Origin of the sequence: Bradyrhizobium sp. AS23.2 (assembly GCF_001908185.1) — a bacterium.
Classification (GTDB): domain Bacteria; phylum Pseudomonadota; class Alphaproteobacteria; order Rhizobiales; family Xanthobacteraceae; genus Bradyrhizobium.
Window position 1 is genome coordinate 1 of record NZ_LGHM01000363.1, and the last position, 665, is coordinate 665.

General features: G+C 58.8%; 1 protein-coding gene and 1 pseudogene. Both read right to left on the bottom strand.

The genetic code is table 11. The features are described from left to right. Positions 1–468, bottom strand: a 468-nt coding sequence (locus AC630_RS42160; protein ID WP_143198779.1) for a branched-chain amino acid ABC transporter permease, incomplete at its 3' end; no start/stop codon positions are given. A 76-nt stretch (positions 469–544) separates the two neighbouring features. Continuing rightward, positions 545–665 (bottom strand): annotated as a pseudogene (locus AC630_RS45085) (ABC transporter ATP-binding protein); the annotation flags it as partial.

A 665-nucleotide genomic window follows, 5' to 3' on the forward strand; every position in this document is an offset into this window, starting at 1 on the left:
GGTCGCCAGACACACGACCAGCGAGAAGATGACGACCCAGCCGCGATAGACCGGCAGGAACATGAAGCCGAGATTCATGCCGCCCTTGAGCTGGTCCGGGATGGCGTAAGGCAGGCCGGAGGAGCCGAAGTAGTTCTGGAACACGCCCTGCACGATCAGCGCGATGCCGAAGGTCAGGAGCAGGCCGTAGAGGTGATCGAGCCCGGTCAGCCATTGCAGCATCGTCCGCTCCAGGATCATGCCGAAGATGCCGACGATGATCGGTGCAAGCAGCAGCGCCCACCAGTAATTGATCCCGCCGAGGCTCAGCAGGAAATAGGCGACGAAGGCGCCCATCATGTAGAGCGCGCCATGGGCAAAATTGATGATGTTGAGCATGCCGAAGATCACGGCGAGCCCGAGACTGAGCAGCGCGTAGAACGAGCCGTTAATCAGTCCCACCAGTAGCTGTGCATAGAGAGCCTGCATAGAGTTACTCTTTCGCGTCCAGTCCAACCAACTTGATCTTCAAGCGCATTGACCGTGACCTTTTCGGGACCCTGCCTCAGACGCCGAGATAGGCATGGAGCTTGTCCATGTTGGCGGCAAGCTCCGCATTGGAAAATCCGTCAATGATCTTGCCGTGTTCGACCACGTAGTAGCGGTCGGCGACGGTGGATGCGAAG